This window comes from Kribbella sp. (genome assembly GCF_035687465.1).
GTDB lineage: Bacteria > Actinomycetota > Actinomycetes > Propionibacteriales > Kribbellaceae > Kribbella.
On the sequence record NZ_DASRXP010000140.1, the window covers coordinates 1 to 25,870 of the forward strand.

A 25,870-nucleotide genomic window follows, 5' to 3' on the forward strand; every position below is an offset into this window, starting at 1 on the left:
ATCGCCGCAACCAGATCCCTCGGCAAAACGGCCGCCGGCGAGATCACGATCGTCCCGAACAACCCGCCGCGCACTTCCTCACTCGACACCTGATGCGAGTGATACCAGTACGTCCCCACCTGATCCGCCCGGAACCGATAAACGTGCTTCCCACCAACCCGTACGGCGTCCTGCGTGACCCCGGCGACTCCATCTTCCGCGTTCGGTACGTCGATCCCGTGCCAATGCAAGGTGGCTCCGTCGGGTACCGACTCGTTCACCAACGTCACCTGGACCAGATCGCCAACGGACGCCCGGATGAGAGGTCCCGGCGAGGTCCCGTTCAGCGTGTAGCCGTCCACCGATTCCCCGCTGGCTAAAGTGAACTTCTGCTTCCGAGCGACCAGAGTCACCGCGACATCCGGAGTACCGGTGGTAGGTCCGGTCAAGTCCGCGACGCTCTTGCCAGCGCCGTGATGACCGGCGTGTTCCGCGGAGGTCGGCCCGCCGCCGAAGTCGGCGTACCCCATTTCTGTGGCCGAGTAGTCGTCCGGGACGAGGCTGGTCGCCCAGAGATAGGCCAGTGGTACGAGGACCACCAGCGCTATCCCTAGGGCGACCAGCCGGCCCCGGAGCCGGCCTTTCCGGTCAGCCACTGGTCGCAGGTTGAGCGGCCGGCTGGATGGCTCGGCGACTGGCGGCGCCGGCGATCCCGGCGATTGCGAGGCCGTTGATGCCATGCAGTACGCCGAGCGCCGGGGTCCCGAAGGAGACCACCGCCAGCAGGAACTGCACGACCACCAGGCCGAGCACGATCGCGGCGAGCATCCGGCCGCCGGGTACATCAGTCAGGAACGCCACGATCAGGAAGATCAGCGCGAGCAACCCGATCGCAGTACCGGCGATGCTGTGATAGCTCTGGCCGAAGTTGCTGTAGTCGGCCCCGATGCTCGCCCCGTCGTCAGCGTCCTTGGCGATGGTGAACCCGGCCAGCGCGATCGATGCAATCTGGAGCACCACTGCCAGGGCTATCAGGGACGCGATCGCGCGGTAGGCCGTCCTCATGCCCGACGCTCCCGGCGACGGTTCTTCACGATCACGACAGCCGCGATGATCAGCAGTAGCGGCAGTACCGGCGGGTGCCCGCCACCGACCGTGCAAGCGATCGACGCCACGATGCCGAGCACCGCGAGCGCGATCAGGACCGGGAGCGGGATCCGCCCGAACGGCCCTTTCCGCTGAGCCCAAGGCGCGCCACCCCAAGGCCCCTGACCACCCCGACCGCCCGGCCCGCTTCGGCCAGGTCCACCCCGGCCACCCGGTCCGCCTGAGCCACCCGAGCCGCCTGATCCCCCCGGTCCGCCTTGGCCGCTGCCGGACTGGTCCTCCGGCGCGGTCCAGGGCGGCCGAGCCCAGCCGAACGGCCCGGCCCAGACGTCCTCGGCGGCACCTTCAGCCGCGGCCCCTTCTTCCCCGGGGAGATCAGCGAACACCGCCGCCAACTCGGCCTCGGTCTTCGCCTGCAGCGCGTCACCCACCCGCTCGGTGTGCTCCTCGGCAGTGAGCCGCCCCGCCTCGTAATGAGCACCCAGACGCTTGACCGCGTCCTCCCGCTCCTGATCTCCGATCCGGATCCGCCCGCCCGGCCTCTCGTCGTACTCGTTCCCGCTCATGACACTCCTCGATGGTCGCAACTTCCGATGCCACCGATCGTGTCGTCGAGACCCCCTCCGCCGCGTCGCCTCGACGGCTACACCTGACCTACTCCCCCCGGCGCATCGACCCCCGGCGGCGCAGTACGACGTACTCCCCCGGGCGTAGACGCAGCCAGGGCCCGGACCAGGGTCTACCCCCGGTCCGGGCCCTCTACAGCCGTGATGTCAGGACGCCGCCGAGAGGATCTGGTTGACGTCGTCGTTGGCCTTGATCAGCGAGGAGGGGTCTGATTCGAAGCCCATCACGGACTCCATCGCCGGCGTCATGACAGCGGAGACGTCGGCGGCGTTGGGGTTGGCGGGGTAGGGGAAGACGTTGCCTGCCTCGACGGGTTCGAGGAAGGGAGTGATGTCCCAGCCGGCCTTCGTAAAGGCCGCTTCGGCAGTTGGCATGCTCGCCGCGACCGCAGGGAAGACGACCGCGGACTTGGCGACGATGTCCTGGGCCGTCTGCGAACCGAGGAACTTCACCCAGGCCCAGGACGCTTCGCTGCGGGTGGTACCGGCCCAGATGGTGTCGGCGAGGCCGTTCATCATCGACATGACCTTGCCGTTGGGGCCTTGCGGGAGCCGGGCCAGCTTGGTCTTGACCGACTTCAGGTTGGCATAGGTTCCCAACATCCAGGAGCCGTTCGGCGTCATCGCATACTTGCCCGCACCGAAGGCGCTGGTCTGGTCGACGCCGGACGTCGCCTGCGCCAGGGTCGGCATGTATCCCTTGGTGGTCAGGCCGCGCCACCAGCCGATCGTCTCGGTGAACTTGGGATCACCGTAGAAGAACTTGGTTCCCCACGGCTGCCCCTCGGAGTACACCCAGCCGTTGGTGGCGGCGAACCAGCTCCAGCTCGTCTGGCCGTCCGCGCCACCGGCACCGTCCGACCCGAGTCCGAAGACCTTGATGTTGCCCTTGTCGAAGCCCGGCTGGTCGCCGCGGCGGCCCTTGGAGTCGACGGTCAGCCGCGCCACGATCTGTTCGAAGGTGCCGCCGTCGGTCGGGTTCCACGTCATCGAGTTCATCTGCTCGGTGCTGATCCCGGCCGCATCGGTGAGCGCGCTGTTGTAGAAGTACACCTCGGTGTCAAAGTCCTTCGGCAGGCCGTACCGCTTGCCGTCGGCACCGATCCACCGATCCGCCAGACCCTTCTGGTAGATGTTCAGATCAACGTTGTCCTTGGCAACGTAATCGTCGATCGCCAGCACCTGGCCCTTGTCGGCGAACAGCGGGTACTTCGCCGAGTGCGAGGTGAACACGTCGGGCGCAGTACCGGAGATGAACCCGGTGACCAGCTTGTTCCAGTAATCGTCCCAGCCGTATTGCTCGAGCTTGACCTGGTACTGCGGGTTCTGCTGCTGGAATACCTTGGCGCACTCGGTGTACATCGGCAGCTGGGCCGAGTCCCACAGCCAGTAGATCACCTCACCGGCACCGCGGTTGGCAGCTCCGTTGTTGCACCCGGCAACCGCGGTCGCGGCCAGACCGGCCACCGCGCCCTTCAGCAATGTGCGTCGCGAAATCGTCATGTCGACCTCACTTGATCCCGGAGAAACCGATGGAGTTGGTGATCCGCTTGGCGAAGAGCAGGAACAGCAGGATCATCGGCAGCGCCGCGATCAGCGTAGCCGCCATCAGGCCGGCCCAGTCCGGACTGCCTTGCGGGGTCTGCGACTTGAAGATGCCGAGGGCAACCGTGAGGACGCGGACGTTGTCCTGCTGGCCGACCAGCAACGGCCAGAAGTAGTCGTTCCAGGCGGTGATGTAGGTCAGCACCCCCAGCGTGGCGATCGGCGCCGCGCTCATCGGGATGATCAGTCCGAAGAACCTCCGCCGGTGCCCGGCGCCGTCGATCATCGCCGCCTCCTCCAGTTCGCGGCTGATGCCGAGGAAGAACTGACGCAGGAAGAAGATCGCGAACGGGGTCATGAACGCGCTCGGCAGGATGATGCCGGCGAAGCTGTTCAGCAGCCCCAGGTTCTTGATCAGCACGAAGTTCGGCAGCGTGGTGAAGATCGGCGGCACCATCAGCGCGGCCAGGAACAACGCGAACACCTTGTCCCGGCCGGGCCAGCGCAGCCGGGCGAAGGCATACGCCGCCATCGCGCTGAAGAACACCTGGCAGACCGTGATCACGGTCGACACGATCAGCGAGTTGCGCAGGTAGAGCCAGAAGTTGACCGAGGCACCGGAACCGCCCTGCGCCATGGCCTCCTCGGTGGTGGCCAGGCCCAGCACCCGCTTGAAGGCGCCAAGGGTGGTCTCCACGGGCAGTAGCGAGTCCGGATGCCCAGCGAGTTGCGTGTTGTCCGACAGCGCAGTACGAAGCATCCAGTAGAACGGGATGAGCGTCAGCAGCATCAGCGCGATCAGGCAGATCCAGGCGACTACGCGTCCGGGGTTGAGTGTCCTTGTCATCCCAGATCACTATCCTTCGCCCGGAGCAACCGCATCTGCAGCAGCGCGACCACCGCGAGGATGGCGAACAGCACCATCGCCATCGCCGAGGCATAGCCGAAGTCGAAGCGGGTGAACGCACGCTCGTAGATGTAGTAGTAGATCACCCGGGTGGAGTTGACCGGACCACCCTGGGTTGTCACCGCGACGGTGTCGAAGATCTGGAACGACCCGATCATGGTGACCACCAGGACCATCGCCAGGACCGGTCGTAACAGCGGCAGCGTGATCCGCCAGAAGGTCCTCAGCTCACCGGCGCCGTCCACCTTGGCCGCCTCGTAGACGTACGTCGGAATCATCTGCAGGCCGGCGAACACCAGGAGCGCCGTGTAACCCATGTGCCGCCAGACGTTGATCCCGGCGATCGTCGGGATGCCCCAGATCGATTCGCCGAAGAACGCGATCGGGTCGATCCCGATCCAGCCCAGGAACTGGTTCACGATGCCGACCTGGAAGTCGAGCATCCAGTACCAGACCAGCGCGACCACGACGTTCGCCACCAGGTACGGCAGCAGCACCACCGCGCGAACCGTGATCGATTTGGTCAGCCGGTACATCAGCATCGCGATGCCGATCGCCAGGATCGTCTGCAGACCGATGTTGATCACCACGTACTCGAGCGTGACGACGAGCGCGTTCCAGAAGAAGCTGTCCTGCACCATCCGCTCGTAGTTGTCCAGGCCGTTGAACTGCGGCGGCGAAAGCAGGCTGTACTCGGTGAAACTGAGGTAGGCACCCCGCAACGTGGGCCAGATGTAGAACATCACGAAGCCCAGCGTCGCGGGGGCCAGGAAGATCATCGCGACCTTCAGATCCCCGTAACTTCGTCGTTTCCTCGGTGCGGGCGGCGCGCTTGTCGCGGCCGGCGCACTCGTCGTCGTCGTGGTCACGGGGCGGACTCCTTCTCAGTCGATGGCCAAAACGTCCAGCAGGATCGCGTTCTCGGGCCACTGCGCCGGGATCTGGACGCCGACAGCGGCGAGGGCGGCACCATTCATCTCCACCTGACCACCCTCGACCCACCAGGGCGCGGTCCGCGACTCCGGACCGGGTGTCGCCGTCTTGGAGACCCGGTACGTCCGCTCCGGGTCGAGCCCGGGCAGCCGGACCCGGCCGAGGTCGGAGGTGATCGACTGAGCCATCTGTACGGCGGAGTAGACCGCGCGCGAGCCGTCCTGCGCGACCACGCCGTGCAGCAGGAAGTCGTCCGAACCACGATCGGCACGAACCACCCGGCCGGTGTGCAGCAACGGCCGGAGTTCCTTGTGCAGCGCGACCCACCCTGCCAGTTCTTCACGCTCCTGCGGCGACGCCGCGCTGATGTCCCACTCGATCCCGAAGTGGCCGAACAGCGCGGTGGTCGCCCGGAAGGCGAGGCTCTGGGTCCGGCCGGTGGTGTGGGCCTTAGGCGGGCCGACGTGGCAGCCGATCAGCTCCGGCGGAAGCAACAACTGGGTCCAGCGCTGAATCTTCTGCCGCTCCAGCGCGTCGTTGCTGTCGCTACCCCAGACCCGGTCGGTGCGCTCCAGGATCGCGAGGTCGACCCGGGCACCGCCGGACGAGCAGGACTCGATCTCCAGGCTCGGGTGACGACGGCGCAGCTCGTCCAGCAGCCGGTAGATGGCGAGTGTCTGCTCGTGAATCCCCGCGGTCCCGGTCAACTGGTTGCCGGCATCAACGAAGTCGCGGTTGTGGTCCCACTTCAGGTAGCTGATGTCGTACTCGGTCAGCAGCGAGTCGAGCCGCTCGAGCAGGTAGTCGTAGGCCGCCGGGATCCCCAGGTTGAGCCCCTGCTGATGCCGCGCGGTCGGGGGCATCCGGTTGCCGGTGGCAAGGATCCATTCGGGGTGCTCGCGAGCAAGATCGGAGTCGGGGTTGACCATCTCCGGCTCGACCCAGATGCCGAACTGCAGGCCGAGTCCGGTGACGTGGTCCACCAGCGGGTGCAGGCCCTTCGGCCAGATGCCCTCGTCCACGTACCAGTCGCCGAGGCCGGCGTGGTCGTCCCGGCGGCCGCGGAACCAGCCGTCGTCGAGCACGAACCGCTCTGCGCCTACTTCAGCAGCCGCGTCGGCGAGCGCCTTGAGCTTGTCCAGGTCGAGGTCGAAGTAGACGGCTTCCCAGGTGTTCAGGACAACCGGTCGCGCGCTGTGCGGGTGAGTCGTCCTGGCACGCAGGAACTTGTGGAACCGCTCCGACAACTGATCCAGGCCCACGCCGTACGAGCCGTAGATCCACGGGGTGCTGTAGCTCCCTGCCGGCTGCAGACGACCTTCTCCAGGGAGGAGGAGCTCGCCGCCACCGATCACGGCGTACCCGCTCATGCCGCGTTCGGCGTACGAGCGGTGGTTGCCGCTCCAGGCGGTGTGCACGGCCCAGATCTCGCCGGTGCCGAAGTCGAAGTCGCGGGTTCCGGCGATCAGCAGCAGGGTGGCGTCGGCGCCGGTGCGGCCGCGGCGGTTGTCCCGGATGTGCGCGCCCTGGGTGAAGGCATGCCGCTGCGGGACCCGCTCGCCGATGTGGCGCCCGGTCATGTCGAACAACTCGGTCGCCTCGGTCGGTACCGGCAGCGCGAGCACCAGCCCGTCCAGCGTGTACGGCGAGTCGCCGGTGTTGGTGAGATCCGCCTTGGCCCTGACCAGCCCGGAATCCGTCAGTTCGATGGTGAGGTGGATCTTCAAGCCGGCTTGGGAATCGGCCGCCTCGACCTCGACGGAATTGCCGTCCTGCCGCACATCGATCAGCTGGAACGACGCGGAGAAATCGTGGCCGTCACGGTGACCGCTGAGCCCGGGGAGGCCGAACCAGCCCGCGGAGTACTCAGGAATGATCGCAACAGGCAAGTTGTCGTCCAGCCCGTTGCCGGCCTGGACCGCGCCGGCCCCACGCCTGAGCTCGATCAGCGCCGCCTCATCGAGGGCGCCCAGATCGGCTCCCCAGTGCAGCACCGACGGGAGGGCCGGACCGGAGCAGTCCAGCACGAGACTGACCCCCGCGGAGCGGAGCTGCAGCACCTTGATGTTCGACACTGTTGATTCACTCTGCCTTCTGATTGTTTTCAGGACGGAACTATTTACCTTGACAAACCAGATGTCAATGCTTCACGAAGTTAAGTAAGTACCCTAAGCCTCCGCCTCCCCCGTGCCCAGAGCCAGTCGGTATTGACAAAGTTTTCTGTCAATACGAGGGTGTTGCTTGTGAAGCTGTTGGAGGAGCCGGGTGAGGTGCGGGCGGCGCTGTCGCCGTTGCGGCGGCAGTTGCTTGAGTTGTTGCAGGAGCCGGCCTCGGGGACGCAGTTGGCGGCCGCGTTGGAGTTGCCTCGGCAGCGGGTGAACTACCACCTGCGGGAGCTCGAGAAGGCGGGGTTGGTGGAGCTCGTCGAGGAGCGGCAGCGACGAGGGTGCGTCGAGCGGATCCTGCGCGCCACATCCGGGGCGTTCGTGGTCGACCCCTCTGTGATGAGCAGTCGCGCGTTCACCAGCATCCATGACCAGTACGCCGCCGACCATCTGGTGGAAGTTGCCGCTGGCACCGTTCGGGACGTTGCCAGGATGCAGAGCAAGGCCGATGCCGCCGGCAAGCGTCTGCTCACGTTCACGCTCGAGGCGGAGGTCCGGTTCGCCGAGCCCGGTGACGTGCACCGCTTCACCGATGCGCTGACCGAGGCCGTCCGCCGGACGGTCGAGGAGTTCGACACCGAAGGCGGCCGCCCGTACCGGATTGTCGCCGCCGGTCACCCCACACCGCGTAGTACGGCCGCGACAGCAGAAACGACTGACACCGAGGGAACTGCCACTAAGGGAGAGGCGCCATGACCGAGGAGACTCCGCGGATCGAGGTGACTGTCGCCGCGCCGGTCGAGACTGTTTGGGCCGCGCTGCGCGACAAGGAGAAGATCCGGCACTGGCACGGCTGGGAGTACGAGGGAACGGAGGGCGGTCTGGACCAGGAGATCGACCTGATCTTCTTCACCGCGTTCACCGAGGACGCCGACGCCCTGACTCTCGAGCTCCAGGGTGGCGACCGGTTCGTGGTCGAGCCGGCCGACGGCGGTTCGAAGATCACCCTGACGCGCGCTCCGCACGGCGACGACCCTGAGTGGGATGCGTACTACGACGACATCACCGAGGGCTGGACCACCTTCATCCAGCAACTGCGCTTCGCGCTCGAGCATCACCCGGACGAGCCGCGCCGCACGCTGTTCTACTCGGGTGCGGGCGACCGCAGTACGGGTCCTGCCGAGCAGCTCGGACTCGCCGGGCTGGCGGAAGGAACGCAGTACGGGGTGGAACTGGTCGGCGAGCAGGCGACCGGGCGGGTCTGGTTCCGGTCCGAGCACCAGGTCGGGGTGACGGTCGACGGCTGGGGCGACGGCCTGCTGATCCTCAGCCACGTCGGCGTTTCCGAGCAGAAACCGCGCGGCGCGACGATGGCCGTGCTCACCCTGTACGGCGTGGACGACGCCGCGCGCGAGTCGATCGACAAGCGCTGGAGTGATTGGTGGTCGATGCGCTACCCGTCGCTCGAGGAGCCCGGCAAGGACTGACCTTGCCAGCACGGCTGACACGATGGTGACAAGGCGCAATCGTGTCAGTACTTTCGGTCTATCTTCCGGCGTTACCCGGGAGTACATTCTCGCTGCACGGTGACCACCACGGGGGTCCGCGTGGTCGCCACCTCCGGCGAGAGAGGCCTTCCGGTATGAATCCGCCCGGTAAGCGTTGGCGTCGTCTGTCCGCAGTGTTCACCTCCCTCCTTCTGGCAGCCGGCACGCTGGTCGCCACCACCCCCGCCGCCCACGCGGACGGCCCCGGCTCAGGTACGCCGTACGTCGTCACGGTCGGCGATTCCTACATTTCGGGCGAGGCCGGCCGCTGGGCCGGCAGCTCGAACAACTCCGAAGCTCCGGCGGACGCACTCGGTGCGCACGCCTACCACGACAATGCCGCGGGAACCGCCGAGGTGATCCCGCGGTGCCATCGCAGCAAGTCCGCCGAGGCCTACATCGGCGGTGCGGTCGGCGGACTGAACCTCGCCTGCTCTGGCGCCGAGACCGGCACCACCACGGGCGACAACTTCAAGCCCGGGCTCGACTTCTACGACGACGGCGCCGGTCACCTCGGCCAGGCGAAGCTGCTCCAGCAGTTCGCCGCGACCCACAACGTCAAGCAGGTGGTCGCCTCGATCGGAGGCAACGACTTCAACTTCGCGTCGATCGTGACGTCCTGCGTGACGGACTTCCTGCTGTCGCCGTCGTGGTTCCCGGACTACTGCAAGGACGACTCGTCGGTGGTCGCGAACTTCACCGCCGCCAACGTCACCGCCGTACGGGCGAAGGTCGCGACGTCGTTCCAGAACATTCGCACTGCGATGCGCAATGCCGGTTATGCCGACAACGCGTGGACCCTGGTGGTGCAAACGTATCCGTCACCGATCCCGGCAGGGAGCGGATTCCGGTACGGGCAGACCGGTTACACCCGGCAGAGCGTCGGCGGCTGCGGCTTCTGGAACGCCGACGCGGACTGGGCCAACAGCACCGCGCTGGCGACCATCAACAACACCGTCCGGGCCGCGATCGGCCAGTCCGGACTGACGAACACCCGCGTCCTCGAGCTGTCGTCAGCCTTCAACGGCCGACGCCTTTGCGAGAAGACTGTCGGCCTCTACGAAGAGGTCGGCCTCTCCTCGTGGACGCAACCGACCGCGGTCGACAAGACCGAATGGATCAACCAGATCCGCACCGTCACCACGATCGGCTCGAACTACTTCATCCAGGAATCCATCCACCCCAACTACTGGGGCCAGCTCGCCCTCCGCAACTGCGTCCGCCAGACCTACGACCTCAACCGAGGCGGCACCTGCACCATCTCCGGCACCGGCCTGGTCAACGGCGAACCCCGCATGACCCTCAACTAGTGGCCTGTGGTGGGAGTTGTTCGAGTGATTGCCGTGAGGTGCGTGCCTGGGCGCCGCAAGCGCCGAAGAACTCCCACCACAGGCCACCGAATACCTTGCGTCCGAAGGACCCGGGCCCGCCCGCCCTGAGGTCCTTCGGACGCAAGGAGCCTCAAGGGGTCTCTGCGGGTGCTGGGGCGAAGAGGAGGATCGCCGCAGCGATGGCGACGGCCAGAGCGGCGAGGACGAGGACACCGGCCGTGGTTGCCTGCAGCAACAAGGCACCTGCGCCGGCACCGGCGAACATCGCGAGGACCGAACCGAACCGGCGGTGTGGTTTGGCGTCCTTGCCGCCGCCAATGCGACCGTCCGCGGCCAGCCCCGTCAACGTCAGGGTGAGCACCGTGGTGGTCATGTCCCTCGGCGCCGCGCGGCGGACGGTCGCGTTCTGCGAGCCGAAACAGGTGGCCAGTATCAAGATCCAGACGTACAACGTTCCACCCGTCCGATGCAGCACACCCGTCCCCACCAGCAGCGCGACAACGGCAATCACCAAGGCCTGCGCCACGAACACGAACCCGAGCCACCGGTGCACCCTGTTCTCGAGAGCCCTCGCGGTCCGCCCCCCGATCAGCGAGCCGAGCAGGAACCCGACCAACGCGACCAGTGGCGCCGCGATGGTGAAGCCCGAATCCGGCGACAGCGCGAACCCCAGGAACACGACGTTCCCGGTCATGTTCGCCACAAAGGTATGGCCGAGTGCCAGATAACTGACCGCATCGACCAACCCTGTTGCCACTGTCAACGACAGGAACGCGGCTACTTCCCACCGCCGCCCGACTGGAACTGCCATGCCCACCAGCCTAAAGTCCACGGCGGCCCGGCAAAGCCCAGCCAGCAGGGGGTCTCCAGTCGTGCCTCCCGGAATTTCCATCACCGTTGGCATGAGGAGGTTTCACAGCGACGCCTACGGTGGAGGACGGCGCAAACGACCGGGAGGATGCGGATGGACGGCAAGACGGTTCTGATCACCGGGGCGACGGACGGCTTGGGGCGCGAGTTGGCCGTCCGGTTGGGTACTGCGGGCGCCCGCGTGCTCATCCACGGACGGGACCCCGAGCGCGCCGACCAGGTTCGGACCACCATCCTGGCCGCCGGCGGACCCGAACCCGAGGTCCTGCTTGCCGACCTGGCCAGCCTCCGGGAGGTCGACCGGCTCGCGGCCGGCGTCACCGGGAACGTCGACGTCCTCGTCAACAACGCAGGTATCGGCTTCGGCCGGCCCCAGGCTCCGAGGCAGCTGAGTGCCGACGGCATCGAACTGCGGTTCGCCGTCAACTACCTCGCCGGGTATCGGCTGACCCGTCTCCTCCTCCCCCGGGTGACCGAGCGGATCGTGAACGTGTCGTCGGCGGGTCAGCAGCCGATCGACTTCACCGATCCGATGCTGGACCACGGGTACGACGGGATCTCGGCGTACCGGCGGAGCAAACTCGCGCAGATCATGTTCACCATCGACCTGGCCGACGAGCTCGGCGCCGACGGGATCACGGTGAACTCCTTGCATCCAGCAACGTTCATGAACACCACGATGGTGACCTCAGGCGGCTACAACCCGATCAGTACCGTGGCCGAAGGCGCTGACGCGGCCCTCCGCCTCATCACCGCACCAGACCTCCCGACCGGCCGCTACTACAACGGCCTCCGCGAGGCCCGTGCCGACGCGCAGGCCTACGACGCGGATGCACGGAAACGCCTCAGGCACCTGTCGGACGACCTCATCGCCAGAACGCTTCGCTAGCACTCCGCCCGGGATCATCCCGGGGTCATCCTGGGGGCTGATGTCGCCCGGGCGGCTGGTGGCGACGCTGAGTTGGGCGTCACCTGGGGCGCCGCTGCTCATCGGAGAACGGTCATGACCAACGCGAACGCACAGACATATCAGAGCATCCTCGTCGGCCTGGCTGTGGTGGTTCTGGTGCTGGTCCAGCAGTTGCGGCGGCAGCCGGTGAAGACACAGGGCGCCAGGTTGATGGTGATCCTGGGCGGGATCGGACTGTTGGAGCTAGCGGGCTATCTGGCCGGCAACAATGGCACCAACCCCGATGGGACGACCATCAACAATCAGGTCGGCCCGGTGGGGTTCCTGTCGTTGGTCATCAGTCTGTGCCTCGCAGCCGTGCTGAGCTGGGCCCGGGCGGGCTCGGTGCATATCTGGGAGACCGACAGCGGCTGGATACGACAGGGCACGTGGATCACGGGTGCCTGGTGGCTGCTGTCGATTGGTAGCCACTTCGGTATCGAGGCGGTCGGCGCTCACATCGCAGGCAAGAACGTCAACGTCGGCGGGCTGGCCGGCGCGACCCTGGTGCTGTACCTCGCGATCTCATTGGGCATGCAGGCACCCCTGATCGCACGGCGCGCGGCTCGGGAAGTGGCTGCCCGCGAACAGCGCTGAGCATGCAGCCTCACCGATGGCGATTGACCGAAGACCCGGTTCGTGCCGTGCAGGGCGCGGCAGGATGGCACACTGAAACCGTGCTCGGCTTCGGTATCCTCCTCAGCCGGCTCGTCGCGGTCGTCGTTCTTGTCTTCATCGTGCTGACCGGCCAGTACATGCGCGAGAACCACGACGCCACTCTCACGGCCGTGGTGATCGCGCTGCTGGTGTGTGTCGGGCTGGGTGCGTTGTCGATCAGCTCCGGCAGCCACGACCCGGGCCTTGGACTGCCTCGTTCCGTGGAACTCGCGGGGCTGATCATTCTGGTGGTGTCCGGGTCCGCCCTGTGCGCGCTGGTTCCGGATGCCAGCCCGTTGCCGGTGCCGCTCGTTACCGCTTCGCTCGTGCCACGGGTGATCAGTCACCGCGTCACCGAGTATCTGCTGGTGCTCTGCTGCATGGTGGGCCCGTGGGTATCGGTCATCCGCTCCGACGTGCCGCTGTGGTGGGGGCTGGCCGCCGCTGCCGGCGTGATCACCACCTACCAACTCGGCCTGCGTGGTCGCGAACGTGCAGAACGCGCTGAGCACGCGGAGCTACTGCTGGCCAGAGAACAGGTCCTGATGGAGCAGCGGGAGCTCGCCGCGGCCGCCGCGGAGCGGGCCCGGATCGCTCGAGACCTGCACGACGTTCTGGCGCACACGCTTTCGGGCCTGTCGATCACCTTGCAGGGAGCCAGCGTGCTGTTCGGCGCCGGCCGCACCGACGAGGGCATTGGCCAGGTCGAGAGGTCCAAGGCGCTGGCCGCCGAAGGCCTGCTCGAAGCCAGACAAGCCCTCGCCGCGCTCGAACCGACCGAGGGCGCTCGAGCCGTCGACCTGGGACAGGCGCTGGACCGGATGGTCAGGGACCACCGCGTCATGACCGGCGTGCCGATCACCTCGGACTTCGACGACCGCTTGTCGACGCTGGACCCCAGGACGGTAGAGGTGACGCTGGCGGTGGTCCGCGAGGCTCTGACCAACACGATCCGCCACGCCCCGAAGGCGCCCGTTCAGCTCGCCGCTCGCCTGAGCAACGACAAACTGGAGGTCGTGGTGGCCAACGACGAAGGTCAGCCCTCTGCCCCGCCGAGCAAAGCAGGTATGGGGTTGCGGGGGATGCTGCATCGCGCGCAGGCGGCTGGTGGCGACATGGTCGCTGGACCTACTCCTACGGGGTGGGCAGTCGTCCTCAGCCTGCCGGCCCCTCCCGAACAGGCAGTGCAGCGGACCCGGCTGACCACCTTTCCCAATCAGCGACCCGGCACGCTCGGAGCCGCGTCGTGAATGCCCGAACGACCTCGGTCGTAGTCGCTGACGACCAGCGCGTCGTCCGCGACGGACTGGCCCTGATGCTCGATGTTCTGGACGGTATCGACGTGGTCGGCGTGGCCGCGGACGGCGCGGAAGCCGTCCAGCTGGTCAGCGACCTCCAACCAGACGTGCTGCTGGTGGATCTGCGGATGCCCGGTCTGGATGGCGTCACCGCCACCCGACAGGTCCGGGCCCTCGCATCCCCACCAGCAGTGGTGGTGCTGACCACCCTGGACGACCCCGAGTCGATCCTGGCCGCGCTGCAGGCCGGAGCCCTGGGATACCTGACCAAGGACGCTGACGCACACATCATCGGTGACGCCATCCACGCGGCGGCACAAGGTCGATCGCTGATGCCGGCCGGCATCCAAGAACGATTGCTGGCCGCAGTCGCGGGGGCCCAACGCCGCCCGGTCGAGTCGGCAGGACCTCAACCCGTTGGTGACCGCGGAACTGCCGGTCAGGTCGGCTCCGGCCTGACCGCGCGGGAGATCGAGGTTCTCGCGCTCATGGCGGCCGGCAGGTCCAATCGCGAGATTGCCCGCCGGCTCGTTGTTTCCGAAGCCACCGTGAAGACTCATGTCAGCCACCTGAAAGTGAAACTCGGCGCCGACGACCGCAGCCAGATGGTCGCCTACGCCTACCAGCACGGCCTGGCCTGATCACTCCGCCGAGATCGTCTGCCCGAGGTCCTACTCACCCCGAGGTCATCCTGGGCTCATCCCCCGGGACGATTCCGGAAGCTGTTGCCAACAGCAGCATGAAGTCATGACAACCACCGACTACGTCATCGACATCGCGCTGATCCTCCTGGTCATCCGGCAGCTGGTCCCACAGAGACTGCACCTGCGGTCCATTGTTCTGCCGCTCGGCCTGATCGCATTCGCCGGGACGAACTACCTGCGAAGCTTCCCGCTAGGCGGCAACGACCTGACCTTGATCGTGCTGCTGGTCCTCGTCGGCGTCGGCCTGGGCGTGGCCAGCGGATTCACCACTCAGGTATGGCGGAACGAGACCAGTCACACCATGTGTCAGGCCGGCATCGCCGCGGCCGGGCTATGGATCCTGGGCATGGGCTTCCGGCTCGCCTTCGGGATCTGGAGCACCCACGGCGGCCAGGAGTCGCTCGCCCGATTTTCGCTCAGCCACCAGATCACCTCCGGGCAGGCCTGGACCACGGCGCTGGTCCTGATGGCCTTCGGCCAGGTGATCGTGCGCGTCGTCATTCTGCAGATCCGCCGGCTCCGCCTCGAACTCCACAGCACTGCCCCAGCCATCGCCTGACCCCGGCCCGAGAACGCAAGAAGCCTCATGGCCGAACACCGGCCCGTATCCACACGGACCAGTGTTCGAACATGAGGCAAAGGGGTGGAGGTGGCGGGAATCGAACCCGCGTCCTTCAGCGTCGCTCCAAGACTTCTCCGGGCGCAGTCTGCAAAACGCTTTTCTCAGCCCCAGCACTCGTGCAGACACGTTGCTGACAGGCTCAGTCACTGTAAATGTCCCGCGTTAACCCCGTGACCGGGTTAACGAAGCAAGCTCCCTAGCTGAGGCCAGGAACCGGGTCGGAAGCACTCCCGGGCTGACCGCTTCTTTTAGCTCAGGCCGTCAGGCGGCGAGAGCGAAGCTACTGCGTGCACTAGGCTTGGCAGTTATTGTTTTCCAGAGATCGTTTACGAGCTAACCCTGGATCCTCGGCCCGCTTCTCTTGGAACGTACGTCCAAAGTCGAAACCGTTCACCCCCTGTTGAGTTTTCAATCCCCACGGCCGGCGGGCAGGCCCGTCAACCGCAGATCTCTCACACTATCAAGTCCAACAACCTCCCCGCACCTCAGATTCCCGCGGCGGCGGTCACGGAGTGTCAGCGGATCAGGCGAACGGCGAACGGGTAGCGGAATTCGGAGCCCACCAGGGCCGCCAGGCCGCCGATACCGGTCAGGACGAACCAGACCAGGCCGATGATCGGGAACAGGAACCCCGTGAAGCCCTCGGTGATCCCGGTGGCGATGCCGGCCAGGGCGAAGGCCGCGAGGGCGGTCAGCTGGAAGTTCAGCGCCTCGACCGCGTGCTTGCGGACGACCGGGTTCGACTTGCCCGCGGTCGCCACCATCAGCGCCGGGCCGACGAAGAACGTGGGATAGCCGAGCCAGTGAGAGACCATCCCCAGGCCACGGCCTCCGCCGTTGTACCCCTGGATCGGGGCCGGCCGGGTGAAGGCGACCGGCGCGTACGTCGGAACCGGGCGGGCCAGCAGGCCGTCGAAGGAGCCGTTCAGGTCGGACCGGGTCCGCGCCTTCAGGGCCAGCTCGAGACGAGTGTCGAACTCGAGGTGCGTCAGCCGGCCGTCGGCATACATTTCTTGCAGGATCTCGACCGCACGGTCCCGTTGGGCCGGCGTCACCAGCAGCTCTGAAGTGGACATGCCTCAACTGTGCTTGGCCCACCCGGCGGAACCCATCGGGTGACGCCCGGAGCAGCCCCTGACCGGCCCCTAGTGTCCCGTAAGCGCTAGTTCCGGCGACGGTCGCTCAGCGCTCGCTGGGCCTCGCGGTTGGCCTGGCGCTCGGCAAGCGCGTGCCGCTTGTCGTAGTCCTTCTTGCCCCGGCCGGTGGCGAGCTCGACCTTCACGTACCCGTCCTTGAAGTACAGCGACAGCGGGATCAACGAGACCCCCTGCTGCTCGACCGCCTTGATCAGCTTCTGCATCTCGTCCTTGTGCAGCAGCAGCTTGCGGGTACGGCGCGGGTCGTGGTTGGTCCAGGTGCCGTGGGTGTACTCCGGGATGTGCATGTTCTGCAGCCACAGCTCGTTGCCCCGCACGGACGCGAAGGCGTCGACGAGGGAGGCCCGGCCCAGCCGCAGGGACTTCACCTCGGTCCCGGTCAGCACGAGCCCGGCCTCCACCACGTCGTCGATGTGGTAGTCGTGTCGCGCCTTGCGATTCTGCGCGATCGGCTTGTGGCCGGTCTGTTTCACCATCCGACCAGTATCTCAGACCACCTACAACCACTTCATCGGGTTAACCACGCGGCCGTCCTGGTAGACCATGAAGTGCAGGTGGCAGCCGGTCGAGTAGCCCGTGGTTCCGACGTACCCGATGATCTGGCCCTTCGCCACCCGCTGGCCGACGCGCGCCTTGTACTTCGACAGGTGGTTGTAGACCGAGGTGATCGAGTCGCCGTCGATGACCCCGTGCGAGATGAAGATCCGGTTGCCGTACCCGCCGTTGTAGTAGCGGTCCGTGACGACGCCACTCGCGGCGGCGCGGATCGGCGTACCGCAGCCGGCGCCGAAGTCGGTGCCGTCGTGCAGTTTCCAGTAGTGCAGGATCGGATGGAACCGCATCCCGTACGGCGAGGTGATGTACGTGTTGATCGGGAAGCTCAGCCCCGACGAGTTCCCCGGGTTGGTCGGCACGGTGCGCGGCGGCCGGTGCTCCTTCTTCGCCTTCGCCTTCTCGGCCGCCTCCGCGGCGGCCTTGCGCCGGGCGGCCGCGGCCTTCTCGGCCTTGGCCCGCGCGATCAGGATCTGCTCGACGCGGTTCCGCTCCGCCACCAGGGACTGGTAGTGCGCGAGCTCGGTGTTCTTGTCCTTCTCGGCGGCCTTGAACGCGACCATCCGCTCCGCCGCGACCTTGGCTGCCTCGGCCTTGTCCGCAGCCACCTGCAGTGTCAGCTTGGTGACTTCCTGGACCGTCCGCGCGGCCTCGGCCCGCTGGGCGGCGACCTGCCGCTCTGCTTCGGCCATCTTGGCCCGCTTGTTCGCCAGCTGCGCCTGCGCGTTGTTCAGGTTGGTGATCGTGGTGCCCTGGATGCCGAACACGTTGCGCTGGACCTGCATCCCGGTCGCGACGTCGGCAGGCGAAGCGCCTTGCAGCAAGATCGACAGCCCGACCAGCCGGTTCTGCTGCTGGTACGCCGACCGCACTGCCTGACCGGCCACCACCTGCTTCTCGGCGATCACCTGCTCGCCGGCGACGACGTCGGACATCGCCCCGTCGAGCGCCGCCTCAGCCGCCTTCAGTTTGCTCGCGGCAACCACATCCGCGGCCTTGGCGGCAGCCAGCTTGCCCTGCGCAACGGCGTACTTGGCCTGGGCGGCCTTGTACTGCGTTTCCGCCTGGTTGTAGGAGGCAACGGACTTGGACAGCTGGTCGACCGCCTGGTTCAGGTCGGTCTTGGACTGGCCGATCTCCGAGTCCAGCTGTTTCTTCTTGGCCTGGGGATCCGGTGGATCCGCCTGGGCAGACGGAACCACCGCCAGGACTCCGGCGGACATGGACAGGACAACGCAGCAAGCGGCGACGACCGTCTGCCGTCCGGGCGACCTGCCCAGGCGTTGCCTGAGGGAGCGTCCGTGCGGTGTGGCGGTGGTGCCGATGCTGTCGTCTCGCTTGATGCGATCCCGCCGAAACGGGTTCGCACCGGGGAAGTGCGGGACCACAGTCGACCCCTTGCTATGGATGCTGTACCAATCGGAATTGGTGTGCTATTGCACGATAAGTCACCCGGGTCAGACTTTGAGGTATTTCCGCGTTGTCAGGAATGTCGGGATCACCGCGAGCACCAGACCGACGACCACCATGATCACGGTCGCTTGCAACGTCTCGGCGGCTCCGACCCATTGCCAGACCCGGAACGTCTCCTCCGCCTGGCGTTTGACCAGGAAGTAGACGCCGAGCCAGAGCGTGCCGCAGGCAAGGACCGCGCCGATCAGTGCCGCCAGGATCGCTTCCAGCAGGAACGGCAGCTGGATATAGAAGTTCGAGGCGCCCACCAGCCGCATGATGCCTATCTCCCGTCTCCGGGCATAGGCCGCCAGCCGGATCGTATTGGAGATCTGCATCAACGCAGCGACCAGCAGGAGACCGGCCGCGAGTAGCGCGCCCCATCTCAGCTTGTTCAGCGCGTTGAACAATGGATCGAGGTACTGCCGGAGGTCCTGGACGGTGTCGACGCCGGGCAGACCCGCGACCGCACTGACCAGGTTCTGGTAGCGCTGTGGATCCTTCAGTTTGACCCGGTAGGACTCCTGCATCTGGTCCTCGGTCACCGTACTGACGATCGGCGAGTCCTTGTAGAGCTTCTTGAACTGGTCGAACGCTTCCTTCTTCGTCTCACCGAAGACCCCGTCCGGCGCGGTGTCGGGGCTGGCCTCGATCACCTGCTTGATCCGGTTCTTCTGCTCCGTGGTCACCTCGGCGCCCGAGCAGCCGCGGCCGCCGGAGTCCTTGGTGCAGAGGAAGATCGAGATCTGGATCTTGTCGTACCAGTTCCCCTTCATCAGGTCGACCTGCTCGCGGGCGAGCAGCGCGCTGCCGAACAGCGACAGCGAGACCCAGATGGTGACGACGACCGCGATCGTCATCGAGAGGTTCCGCTTCAGACCGATACCCAGGTCGGAGAGGATGTAGTTGAGTCGCATAAGACAGCCAGTTCCGTATCGTCGTGGGTCTCAGTGCTGGTAGCCGTAGACGCCGCGCGACTCGTCGCGGACGACATGGCCGTTCTCCAGTTCGATCACGCGCTTGCGCATCTGGTCGACGATCGAGACGTCGTGGGTGGCCATCACCACGGTCGTGCCGGTCCGGTTGATCCGGTCCAGCAGCTTCATGATGCCGACCGAGGTGCCGGGGTCCAGGTTTCCGGTCGGCTCGTCCGCGATCAGGATCATCGGCCGGTTCACGAACGCCCGGGCGATCGCGACCCGCTGCTGCTCACCGCCGGACAGCTCGTCGGGGAGCCGGTCCTCCTTGCCGTCCAGACCGACCAGCTCGAGCACCTCGGGCACCGTCTTGCGGATGTGCTGGCGCGGCTTGCCGATCACCTGCAGCGCGAACGCCACGTTCTCGGCCACCGTCTTGTTCGGCAGCAGCCGGAAGTCCTGGAAGACCGTGCCGATCTGCCGGCGCATCTGCGGGATCCGCCAGCTGGCGAGCCGGTTCAGGTCCTTGCCCGCCACCATGATGTGACCCTTGGTGGTCCGATGCTCGCGCAGCACCAGACGAAGGAACGTCGACTTGCCGGACCCGGAGGTGCCGACCAGGAAGACGAACTCGCCTTTTTCGATCTCGACGGTGACGTTCAGCAGGGCAGCCTTGGACTGACCCTCGAAGGTCTTGGACACATTCTCGAAGCGGATCACGGGATCATCCGGCCGTGGTCGGGAACAGGGAGCGACGCAACGGTAACCACCAGGGCACCGTACGCCACCGGAGCGGCCGTCGATCAGTGTAGGGGCTTTGCGCCCAACCCCGAATCAGCCATGCCGCCCGTCCGATACCCGGTGCGAGCCGGTACTGCGAATCGCCCGGGCGCGCGTCGTTCCCAGCGCGGACGGCGGCCCGCAGTACGAGGTCAGGCGGGGGCTGGGGATCCGTTCCCGTTGTCCGGGCGGGCGCCGGCGATCCGGGCTACGCCTGGCTCGGGTTTGCGGCCGGCGCGGCGGGCTGCCTCGACGTGGAGGCGGGCCAGCTCGACGGCCTGGCGGGAGACCTTCACCGTCTTCTTCTCAGCCATCGGCACTGTCTCCTTCGACCACATCGATGTCTTCCTCCGCCAATTCAGCGTACGCGGCCGGGCCGACCCGGTCGATCGCTACAGCGGCCGTCAGCGCGGCGACCAGGTCGTAGTCCTCCGGCTGCAACAGTTCCGACCTCATCAGTGAGCGGAGCGTGACGACACCGGCGTCGGTGCCCGCCTCCTCACCCTCGAGGATCTGCTCGACCGCCCAGCGCACCATCCGCATCGTCTCCTCGCGGTGCCGCCAGGTGTCCAGCTCGCGATCGGACTTCCGGCTCAGGTACGCGCCGAGCGCCACCCCGCCGAGCGCGAGGAAAGGGCTGAGCACGGTGACGATCACCCCGACCACCGCCATCCAGGTCGGGATCACAGACACACCTCGGAACTCATTCGCGTCCTCCCAAATCCATGGTGATGACCGGTCGATGATGCTACGAAGGACAGCACACCACCCGCCACCGACAGGTCACCGGCCGAAGGAGCAGTGTGAGCGTGATGGACGAGCCCGACCGGTACGACGTGTTCGTGCAGGGGACCGTGTTCCTCGACATCGTGCTCACCGGCCTGGAGTCCGCCCCGACCACCGGGACCGAGATCTTCGCCGAGGGGATGGGTTCCTGCCCGGGCGGGGTCGCCAACTTCGCCATCGCCGCCAGCCGGCTCGGCCTGCGCAGCGGCCTGGCCGCCGTCTTCGGCGACGACGTGTACGCCGACTTCTGCTGGCGCACGCTCGCCGACCAGGAGAAGGTCGATCTGTCCCACTCGCGGCGGATCGGCCACTGGCACTCCCCCGTCACCGTCTCCATGTCGATCGACCGGGACCGCGCGATGGTCACCCACGCCCACGAGGCGCCGGGCGATCCGAGCAAACTGGTCGGCCCGGGGCTGCGGACGCGCTCCGCGATCGTCCCCGTGGCCGAGGAACTGCCGAGCTGGACCGCCGAGGCTCGCGAGTCCGGCGCGCTGTTGTTCGGGGATGTCGGCTGGGACCCGACGGACACCTGGTCGCCCGCGGTTCTCGACGTACTGGAAGGGTTCCACGCCTTCACGCCGAACGCCGGCGAGGCGATGGCGTACACCCGCACGGACACCCCGAAGGCGGCCCTGCACAAACTGGCCGACCGGGTCCCACTCGCTGTCGTGACGAACGGCGCCGACGGAGTCCTGGCGATCGACTCCACGACGGGCGAGGAGGAATACATCCCTGCGCTGCCGGTTCGCTCGTACGACCCCACCGGGGCGGGCGATGTGTTCCTCGCCTCCCTGGTCCTCGGCACCCTCCGCGAGTGGCCGCTCGCCCACCGCCTGGCCTTCGGCAACCTGTGCGCAGGCCTGTCTGTCCAGCACTTCGGCGGCTCACTGGCCGCACCCGGCTGGGGCGACATCATCGACTGGGTCCGCGACCACAGCCGCCACCGCCCCGGCGACGTCGACCCCGAGGTCCTCCGCCACTACACCTTCATCGGCGACGTCCTCCCCGAAGGCCCCGTCCCCATCGTCCGCCGAGCCAGCGCCACCATCGCCCGCCTCTCCGACGCCTGAGGTCAGTCCAGGGTCCCGCGGGGCGCAACCCAGAGGTGAGGTTGGCCCGTCGTCGCAGCGATGTGTTCGAAATCGGCGTCGTAGTGCAGGATCACCGCATCATGCTGTTCCGCCACCGCCGCAGTCACTAGATCTATGACGCCCGCGGCGCGATGGTGGCCACGAGCGGCCATCCGAAGTTGCACCTCGCGGGCTCGCTCGGCAATGGCCTCTGTGATCGGAAGGACTGTGTACAACGACTTCCGACGCTCGGCGATCGTGCGCACATCCTCCAGGTCTCGCCCCGAGTAGCCGGCCTCGAGATCGACGGTGAAGCAGGTCGCGGCTGCGCGATCGACGATCAGGCCGGCAATCACGCTTCGCACCACCGGGTGGCGGCTCCTGGCCTGCGCGGAGGTGTCGACCAAGTAGAGCTTGCCAACCCCGGAGACCGTGCTCAACGGCGCGCCTCGCGCATGACCTCCGGGTCAGCGATGTCCGGCCCTACGCCGAGCGCGTAGGGATCGTCCAGAAGCGCTTCGATACGTTCGCGCCTTCTGGCGACGAACTCCAGCGCAGCGTTCACCGTGTCCTTTTTCGTCACGGTCCCCAACTCCTTCGCCGCGAGCGCAAGTGCCTCGTCGTTCAGATCGATCATCGTCTTCATGTAGACCATGATATGTCTCCGTGTATATACCTGGACATACTCGCACCCAACAAATCGGCGACGGTCTCCCCTCGAGCATCACTTGACCGTGGGGAATGATGCGCTATATTCAACCTATTGGTTTAGAACTAGTTGGTTGAATAGGAGGTGGCTGGGATGCCCGTTGATCGGTTGAGTCGGACTTTTGCGGCGTTGGCTGATCCGACGCGGCGGGCGATTCTGGCGCGGTTGTCGGAGGGGGAGGCGACGGTCGGGCAGCTTGCTGAGCCGTTTGCGATGAGTTTCGCGGCGGTGTCGAAGCACTTGCGGGTGCTGGAGCAGGCGGGGCTCGTCAGCCGGGGGCGGGACGCGCAGTACCGGCCGGCTCGGCTGGATGCGCGGCCGTTGGCGGCGGCCTCCGAGTGGATCGGGGACTACGCCCGGTTCTGGGCCGAGAGCTTCGACACGCTCGGCAGCTACCTCGACCGACTTCAAAACAACAAGGACAGCAAAACTACTGAGGAGAACGAGCATGACTAACGACGTGGTTGTCACCCGCACTTTCAATGCGCCCCGCGAGCTCGTCTACGAGGCGTGGACCAAGCCGGAACACTTCTCTGTCTGGTTCGGCACCGAGGCCGTCGACGTACCGCTGGAGACACTGTCCATGGATGTGCGGGTCGGCGGCGCCTGGAACGCCGTGATGGTCCTGCCCGACGGCAACAAGATCTACTGGGTCGGCGAGTACACCGAGGTCGATCCGCCGGAGCGGTTGTGCTTCACGCTGACCGACGAGCCCGAGAGCCCGGCGGGCGAGCCGATCGTGGTGGTGTTCGCCGAGGTCGCCGGCGGGACCGAGATGACATTGACCCAGCCTCGCGGCGACTTCACCCAGGAGCAGGTCGAGGCGACGATCCTGGGCTACAACGGCTTCTTCGACACCATGGAGAAGCTCCTCGCGCGGCCCTGATCGGTCGTAGGGTCGAGGCATCGAGCGCGGGCTGTGGGACCGCGCCGGAATGCGGAGGTACTGCCAGATGTCGGGTACTGGATTGAGCCGGCGGCGTTTCTTGTCAAGGAGCAGTCTGGCTGTGGGTGGCGGGCTGGCCGCGATGGCGGTCGCCGGCTGTGGTTCGAACAACGGCCGGTCCGACTCGGGCTCGGGTAGCTCGCCGGGCGGCAAACCGGCGCTGTCGCAGTGGTACCACCAGTACGGCGAGGCCGGTACGCAGCAGGCGGTCGAGCGGTATGCCAAGGAGTACCCGGACGCGACCGTGACCGTGCAGTGGTCCCCCGGCGACTACGACAAGAAGGCTGCCGCGGCGCTGCTCACCGACAGCGGGCCGGACGTGTTCGAGTACGGCAACGGGCCGAGCATCGACATGATCAAGGGCGGTCAGGTGGTCGACCTGACCGACCTCCTGGGTGACACCCGGGCCGACTTCACGCCGTCGCTGATCTCGCGGTTCACCTACCAGGGCAAGCTCTACGCGATCCCGCAGGTCACCGACATGCAGCTGCTCGTCTACCGCAAGAGCCTGCTGTCGGCGGCCGGGGTCCAGCCGCCGACCACGGTCGACGAACTGCTGGCCGCGGCGGAGAAACTCACCACAGACAAGGTGAAGGGCCTGTTCGTCGGCAACGACGGCGGCGTCGGCATCCTCGGTGGTCCCGCCCTGTGGTCGGCCGGCCTCGACTACCTGACCGCGGACAACACCTTCGGTTTCGACGACCCCGCTGCGGTGGAGTCGTTGCGGAAGTTGCGCGAGCTCTTCACCTCGAAGTCCTTGTTGCTGGGGGCACCGACCGACTGGTCCGACCCGTCCGCGTTCACCCAGGGCCTGACCGCGATGCAGTTCACCGGACTGTGGACGTTCCCGCAGCTCCAGAAGGCGTTCCCGGACGACTTCGGGGTGCTGCCCTGGCCGAAGCTGAACAGTACGACCGGCGCGCCGAGCGTGCCGGTCGGCGCGTACGGTTCCGCGGTCAGCACGAAGTCGAAGAACGTCGACGCGGCGAAGAAGTTCGTCCAGTGGTTGTGGGTGGATCAGACTGACAAGCAGCTCGACTGGGCCCAGTCGTACGGCTTCCACATCCCGGCGCGCAAGAGCCTGGCGGCGAAGGCGGAGAAGCTGAAGTCCGGCCCGGCCGCGGACGCGGTCAGGTTCGTGAACGAGAACGGGCACGCCCAGACACCGTTGCTCTGGACCCCCAAGGCGGGCACCGCGTACTCCGATGCGCTCAACCGGATCATCAAGAACGGCAGCGATCCGGCCACCGAGATCAAGGCCGTCAAGGCAGTCGTGGACGCGGAACTGAAGCGCATCGCCGGCTGATGTCGGTATCCATGCCGACCCCACCCCACCGCCCCGGTCAGGGATCCTTGACCACCAGGCTGCGGGGCAGATACGACCGCAACCTGTGGTTCCTGATCTTCGTCGGGCCGTTCGTCCTCGGCCTGCTGGTGTTCGTCTACATCCCGATCATCTGGTCGGTGGTGCTCAGCTTCTTCGACGCGCGCAACACCGTCACCCCGACCGACTTCGTTGGCCTGAGCAACTACGTGGACATGTTCCGGGATGCCGCGTTCCGGTCCAGTCTGCTCACCTTCGTCGTCTTCGCGCTGTTCATCGTGCCGACCACCTTCGTCGCCTCGCTCGGCCTGGCGTTGCTGGTGAATCGTGCTCGTTTCGCCCGGACGTTCTTCCGCTCGGTGTTCTTCCTGCCGACTGCCTGTTCCTATGTGGTGGCGTCGCTGATCTGGAAGCTGTCGATCTTCTCCGGCGTCCGGTTCGGGTTGATGAATACCGTGCTCGGCTGGTTCGGAATAGAGCCGATCGCGTGGTTGTCGGTGACGCAGCCACCGTGGTATTGGCTGGTGATCGTGACCGCGCGAATGTGGTTGCAGGCCGGTTTCTCCATGATCCTGTTCCTGGCCGGGCTGCAACGGATCGCGCCGTCGCTCTATGAAGCCGCAGCGATCGACGGTGCCACCGGGTGGAAGGTGCTGCGTTTCATCACGCTGCCGCAACTCCGGGCCACCTCGACCGCAGTACTGCTGCTGCTTCTGATCAACGCATTCCAGGCTTTCGACGAGTTCTACAACCTTTTGTCGAGCTCCGGGCAATACCCGCCTTATGCGCGACCGCCGCTGGTCTACCTGTACTACGCGGCGCTCGGCCAAGGGCAGGATTTCGGTCACGGCAGCGCGGGTGCCGTCATTCTCACGCTCCTGATCGCGCTCGTTGCCCTCGGCCAAGGACGGTTCCTCGGACTCGGCCGGAAGGAGGACTGAGATGGCGATCATCCAGCGCTCCCGGGCCGACAAGGCCGGCTCAGCCATCCGGT

Annotated in this window: 30 protein-coding genes and 1 other RNA gene; 13 read left to right on the forward strand and 18 right to left on the reverse strand. The window is 66.5% G+C overall.

All coding sequences use genetic code 11. The features are described from left to right. The 7 genes from VFG33_RS07055 to VFG33_RS07085 all read right to left on the reverse strand — a co-directional run. The coding region (locus VFG33_RS07055) for a multicopper oxidase domain-containing protein (protein WP_325023641.1) at window positions 1-635 on the reverse strand (635 nt) is incomplete at its 3' end. Next, on the reverse strand, window positions 628-1,044 hold the full coding sequence (locus tag VFG33_RS07060; protein WP_325023643.1) for a hypothetical protein: 417 nt from the start codon (window positions 1,042-1,044) through the stop codon (window positions 628-630). The genes VFG33_RS07060 and VFG33_RS07055, both read right to left, overlap by 8 nt. Beyond that, window positions 1,041-1,652 (reverse strand): DUF1707 SHOCT-like domain-containing protein, encoded by a 612-nt coding sequence (locus VFG33_RS07065; protein ID WP_325023645.1) that lies wholly within the window; start codon window positions 1,650-1,652, stop codon window positions 1,041-1,043. The genes VFG33_RS07060 and VFG33_RS07065 overlap by 4 nt, the downstream gene beginning before the upstream one ends. 207 nt (window positions 1,653-1,859) lie before the next feature. Further along, window positions 1,860-3,215 carry an extracellular solute-binding protein gene (locus tag VFG33_RS07070; RefSeq protein ID WP_325023647.1) on the reverse strand — a complete coding sequence of 452 codons (1,356 nt, stop codon included), beginning with the start codon at window positions 3,213-3,215 and terminating at the stop codon, window positions 1,860-1,862. Between the two features lie 7 nt (window positions 3,216-3,222). Continuing rightward, window positions 3,223-4,104 carry a carbohydrate ABC transporter permease gene (locus tag VFG33_RS07075; RefSeq protein WP_325023649.1) on the reverse strand — a complete coding sequence of 294 codons (882 nt, stop codon included), beginning with the start codon at window positions 4,102-4,104 and terminating at the stop codon, window positions 3,223-3,225. Continuing rightward, the gene (locus tag VFG33_RS07080; protein ID WP_325023651.1) at window positions 4,101-5,033 is read right to left on the reverse strand and encodes a carbohydrate ABC transporter permease; all 933 of its coding nucleotides are present in this window, start codon (window positions 5,031-5,033) and stop codon (window positions 4,101-4,103) included. The genes VFG33_RS07075 and VFG33_RS07080 overlap by 4 nt, the downstream gene beginning before the upstream one ends. 15 nt (window positions 5,034-5,048) lie before the next feature. Beyond that, on the reverse strand, window positions 5,049-7,172 hold the full coding sequence (locus VFG33_RS07085) for an alpha-galactosidase (protein ID WP_325023653.1): 2,124 nt from the start codon (window positions 7,170-7,172) through the stop codon (window positions 5,049-5,051). 168 nt (window positions 7,173-7,340) lie between these two features. Here VFG33_RS07085 and VFG33_RS07090 point away from each other — a divergent pair, with 168 nt between their 5' ends. The 3 genes from VFG33_RS07090 (at window position 7,341) to VFG33_RS07100 (ending at window position 10,059) form a co-directional block, all read left to right on the forward strand. Continuing rightward, window positions 7,341-7,958 carry a helix-turn-helix domain-containing protein gene (locus tag VFG33_RS07090; RefSeq protein WP_325023655.1) on the forward strand — a complete coding sequence of 206 codons (618 nt, stop codon included), beginning with the start codon at window positions 7,341-7,343 and terminating at the stop codon, window positions 7,956-7,958. Beyond that, the gene (locus VFG33_RS07095) at window positions 7,955-8,689 is read left to right on the forward strand and encodes an SRPBCC family protein (RefSeq protein ID WP_325023657.1); all 735 of its coding nucleotides are present in this window, start codon (window positions 7,955-7,957) and stop codon (window positions 8,687-8,689) included. Before VFG33_RS07090 ends, VFG33_RS07095 begins: the two co-directional genes overlap by 4 nt. 194 nt (window positions 8,690-8,883) lie before the next feature. Next, on the forward strand, window positions 8,884-10,059 hold the full coding sequence (locus tag VFG33_RS07100) for an SGNH/GDSL hydrolase family protein (protein ID WP_325023659.1): 1,176 nt from the start codon (window positions 8,884-8,886) through the stop codon (window positions 10,057-10,059). A 151-nt stretch (window positions 10,060-10,210) separates the two neighbouring features. Here the strand turns inward: VFG33_RS07100 and VFG33_RS07105 are convergent, their stop codons facing one another. Next, window positions 10,211-10,891 carry a YoaK family protein gene (locus tag VFG33_RS07105; protein WP_325023661.1) on the reverse strand — a complete coding sequence of 227 codons (681 nt, stop codon included), beginning with the start codon at window positions 10,889-10,891 and terminating at the stop codon, window positions 10,211-10,213. Window positions 10,892-11,044: 153 nt separating this feature from the next. Between VFG33_RS07105 and VFG33_RS07110 the strand changes: the two genes are divergently transcribed. The 5 genes from VFG33_RS07110 (at window position 11,045) to VFG33_RS07130 (ending at window position 15,117) form a co-directional block, all read left to right on the forward strand. After that, window positions 11,045-11,839, forward strand: coding sequence for an SDR family NAD(P)-dependent oxidoreductase (locus VFG33_RS07110; RefSeq protein WP_325023663.1), 795 nt, complete (start codon window positions 11,045-11,047; stop codon window positions 11,837-11,839). 72 nt (window positions 11,840-11,911) lie between these two features. Beyond that, the gene (locus VFG33_RS07115) at window positions 11,912-12,496 is read left to right on the forward strand and encodes a hypothetical protein (RefSeq protein WP_325023665.1); all 585 of its coding nucleotides are present in this window, start codon (window positions 11,912-11,914) and stop codon (window positions 12,494-12,496) included. 80 nt (window positions 12,497-12,576) lie between these two features. Then, on the forward strand, window positions 12,577-13,806 hold the full coding sequence (locus VFG33_RS07120) for a sensor histidine kinase (protein ID WP_325023667.1): 1,230 nt from the start codon (window positions 12,577-12,579) through the stop codon (window positions 13,804-13,806). Beyond that, complete coding sequence (locus VFG33_RS07125) at window positions 13,803-14,495, forward strand: response regulator (protein WP_325023669.1); 693 nt, start codon at window positions 13,803-13,805, stop codon at window positions 14,493-14,495. Before VFG33_RS07120 ends, VFG33_RS07125 begins: the two co-directional genes overlap by 4 nt. Window positions 14,496-14,601: 106 nt before the next feature. Beyond that, window positions 14,602-15,117 carry a hypothetical protein gene (locus tag VFG33_RS07130; protein ID WP_325023671.1) on the forward strand — a complete coding sequence of 172 codons (516 nt, stop codon included), beginning with the start codon at window positions 14,602-14,604 and terminating at the stop codon, window positions 15,115-15,117. Window positions 15,118-15,199: 82 nt separating this feature from the next. On the opposite strand, the gene ssrA is transcribed toward VFG33_RS07130, so the two are convergent. The 8 genes from ssrA to VFG33_RS07170 form a co-directional block, all read right to left on the reverse strand. Continuing rightward, window positions 15,200-15,578, reverse strand: a transfer-messenger RNA (tmRNA) gene (gene ssrA, locus VFG33_RS07135). A 117-nt stretch (window positions 15,579-15,695) separates the two neighbouring features. Continuing rightward, window positions 15,696-16,256, reverse strand: coding sequence for a magnetosome magnetite crystal formation protein family (locus tag VFG33_RS07140; RefSeq protein ID WP_325023673.1), 561 nt, complete (start codon window positions 16,254-16,256; stop codon window positions 15,696-15,698). Between the two features lie 86 nt (window positions 16,257-16,342). After that, window positions 16,343-16,813 (reverse strand): SsrA-binding protein SmpB, encoded by a 471-nt coding sequence (smpB, locus tag VFG33_RS07145; protein ID WP_325023675.1) that lies wholly within the window; start codon window positions 16,811-16,813, stop codon window positions 16,343-16,345. A gap of 21 nt (window positions 16,814-16,834) precedes the next feature. Beyond that, window positions 16,835-18,112: a M23 family metallopeptidase gene (locus tag VFG33_RS07150; protein WP_325023677.1), complete on the reverse strand. Its 1,278-nt coding sequence runs from the start codon at window positions 18,110-18,112 to the stop codon at window positions 16,835-16,837. A 234-nt stretch (window positions 18,113-18,346) separates the two neighbouring features. After that, window positions 18,347-19,258 carry a permease-like cell division protein FtsX gene (ftsX, locus tag VFG33_RS07155; protein WP_325023679.1) on the reverse strand — a complete coding sequence of 304 codons (912 nt, stop codon included), beginning with the start codon at window positions 19,256-19,258 and terminating at the stop codon, window positions 18,347-18,349. Window positions 19,259-19,288: 30 nt separating this feature from the next. Then, window positions 19,289-19,978 carry a cell division ATP-binding protein FtsE gene (ftsE, locus tag VFG33_RS07160; protein WP_325023681.1) on the reverse strand — a complete coding sequence of 230 codons (690 nt, stop codon included), beginning with the start codon at window positions 19,976-19,978 and terminating at the stop codon, window positions 19,289-19,291. 212 nt (window positions 19,979-20,190) lie between these two features. Continuing rightward, complete coding sequence (locus VFG33_RS07165) at window positions 20,191-20,352, reverse strand: hypothetical protein (protein ID WP_325023683.1); 162 nt, start codon at window positions 20,350-20,352, stop codon at window positions 20,191-20,193. Continuing rightward, window positions 20,345-20,725 carry a hypothetical protein gene (locus tag VFG33_RS07170; RefSeq protein WP_325023685.1) on the reverse strand — a complete coding sequence of 127 codons (381 nt, stop codon included), beginning with the start codon at window positions 20,723-20,725 and terminating at the stop codon, window positions 20,345-20,347. The genes VFG33_RS07165 and VFG33_RS07170 overlap by 8 nt, the downstream gene beginning before the upstream one ends. A 125-nt stretch (window positions 20,726-20,850) precedes the next feature. Here VFG33_RS07170 and VFG33_RS07175 point away from each other — a divergent pair, with 125 nt between their 5' ends. Then, window positions 20,851-21,897, forward strand: a complete 1,047-nt coding sequence (locus VFG33_RS07175) for a carbohydrate kinase family protein (RefSeq protein ID WP_325023688.1) — start codon at window positions 20,851-20,853, stop codon at window positions 21,895-21,897. Between the two features lie 2 nt (window positions 21,898-21,899). Here the strand turns inward: VFG33_RS07175 and VFG33_RS07180 are convergent, their stop codons facing one another. Together VFG33_RS07180 and VFG33_RS07185 are read right to left on the reverse strand one after the other, a co-directional pair. Then, entirely contained in the window at window positions 21,900-22,337 is a 438-nt protein-coding gene (locus VFG33_RS07180) for a PIN domain-containing protein (RefSeq protein WP_325023690.1), read from the reverse strand. Continuing rightward, window positions 22,334-22,543, reverse strand: coding sequence for a type II toxin-antitoxin system VapB family antitoxin (locus tag VFG33_RS07185; RefSeq protein ID WP_325023692.1), 210 nt, complete (start codon window positions 22,541-22,543; stop codon window positions 22,334-22,336). The genes VFG33_RS07180 and VFG33_RS07185 overlap by 4 nt, the downstream gene beginning before the upstream one ends. Window positions 22,544-22,699: 156 nt before the next feature. Here VFG33_RS07185 and VFG33_RS07190 point away from each other — a divergent pair, with 156 nt between their 5' ends. From VFG33_RS07190 to VFG33_RS07205, 4 genes are all read left to right on the forward strand, one after another. Beyond that, window positions 22,700-23,062: an ArsR/SmtB family transcription factor gene (locus VFG33_RS07190; RefSeq protein ID WP_325023694.1), complete on the forward strand. Its 363-nt coding sequence runs from the start codon at window positions 22,700-22,702 to the stop codon at window positions 23,060-23,062. Then, window positions 23,055-23,492: an SRPBCC family protein gene (locus VFG33_RS07195; RefSeq protein WP_325023696.1), complete on the forward strand. Its 438-nt coding sequence runs from the start codon at window positions 23,055-23,057 to the stop codon at window positions 23,490-23,492. Before VFG33_RS07190 ends, VFG33_RS07195 begins: the two co-directional genes overlap by 8 nt. A gap of 121 nt (window positions 23,493-23,613) precedes the next feature. Next, window positions 23,614-24,858, forward strand: a complete 1,245-nt coding sequence (locus tag VFG33_RS07200; protein ID WP_325023698.1) for an ABC transporter substrate-binding protein — start codon at window positions 23,614-23,616, stop codon at window positions 24,856-24,858. Between the two features lie 11 nt (window positions 24,859-24,869). Continuing rightward, on the forward strand, window positions 24,870-25,817 hold the full coding sequence (locus VFG33_RS07205) for a carbohydrate ABC transporter permease (protein WP_325023700.1): 948 nt from the start codon (window positions 24,870-24,872) through the stop codon (window positions 25,815-25,817). Window positions 25,818-25,870: the final 53 nt, after the last annotated feature.